Source organism: Paenisporosarcina macmurdoensis (genome assembly GCF_042658845.1).
GTDB lineage: Bacteria > Bacillota > Bacilli > Bacillales_A > Planococcaceae > Paenisporosarcina > Paenisporosarcina macmurdoensis.
In genome coordinates this window covers 1-1,262 of record NZ_JBHSRI010000035.1, presented here as the reverse complement: position 1 = coordinate 1,262, position 1,262 = coordinate 1, and the positions used below count along the sequence as shown (strand labels likewise).

1 rRNA gene is annotated in these 1,262 nt (G+C 51.2%); it reads left to right on the top strand.

Annotated features, from left to right (window positions below):
- Positions 1-1,262 (top strand): 23S ribosomal RNA (locus tag ACFPYN_RS17395); the annotation flags it as partial.

Genomic DNA, 1,262 nt, shown 5'->3' with positions numbered 1-1,262 from the left:
GTTGTAGGACACTCAATACGGAGTTACAAAGGAACGAGTTAGACGAAGCGATCTGGAAAGGTCCGCCGCAGCAGGTAAAAGCCCTGTAGTCGAAAGTTCGTTCCCTCCTGAGTGGATCCTGAGTACGGCGGAACACGTGAAATTCCGTCGGAATCTGGGAGGACCATCTCCCAAGGCTAAATACTCCCTAGTGACCGATAGTGAACCAGTACCGTGAGGGAAAGGTGAAAAGCACCCCGGAAGGGGAGTGAAATAGATCCTGAAACCGCGTGCCTACAAGTAGTTAGAGCCCGTTAATGGGTGATAGCGTGCCTTTTGTAGAATGAACCGGCGAGTTACGATTGCATGCAAGGTTAAGCTGAGAAGGCGGAGCCGCAGCGAAAGCGAGTCTGAATAGGGCGATAGAGTATGTAGTTGTAGACCCGAAACCAGGTGATCTACCCATGTCCAGGGTGAAGGTAAGGTAACACTTACTGGAGGCCCGAACCCACGCACGTTGAAAAGTGCGGGGATGAGGTGTGGGTAGCGGAGAAATTCCAATCGAACCTGGAGATAGCTGGTTCTCTCCGAAATAGCTTTAGGGCTAGCCTCAATTTTGAGAATCCTGGAGGTAGAGCACTGTTTGGACTAGGGGCCCATCCCGGGTTACCGAATTCAGACAAACTCCGAATGCCAGAGATTTATAATTGGGAGTCAGACTGCGAGTGATAAGATCCGTAGTCAAGAGGGAAACAGCCCAGACCACCAGCTAAGGTCCCCAAGTAATTGTTAAGTGGAAAAGGATGTGGCGTTGCTTAGACAACCAGGATGTTGGCTTAGAAGCAGCCATCATTTAAAGAGTGCGTAATAGCTCACTGGTCGAGTGACGCTGCGCCGAAAATGTATCGGGGCTAAACAATTCACCGAAGCTGTGGATGGATTCCTTCGGGAATCCGTGGTAGGAGAGCGTTCTAAGGGCGTTGAAGCTAGACCGTAAGGACTGGTGGAGCGCTTAGAAGTGAGAATGCCGGTATGAGTAACGAAAGACGGGTGAGAATCCCGTCCACCGAATGACTAAGGTTTCCTGAGGTAGGCTCGTCCGCTCAGGGTTAGTCGGGACCTAAGTCGAGGCCGATAGGCGTAGACGATGGACAACAGGTTGATATTCCTGTACCACCACTCCACCGTTTGAGTAATGGGGGGACGCAGAAGGATAGGGTAAGCGTACTGTTGGTTATGTGCGTTCAAGCAGTGAGGCGTGAAACGAGGCAAATCCCGTTTCT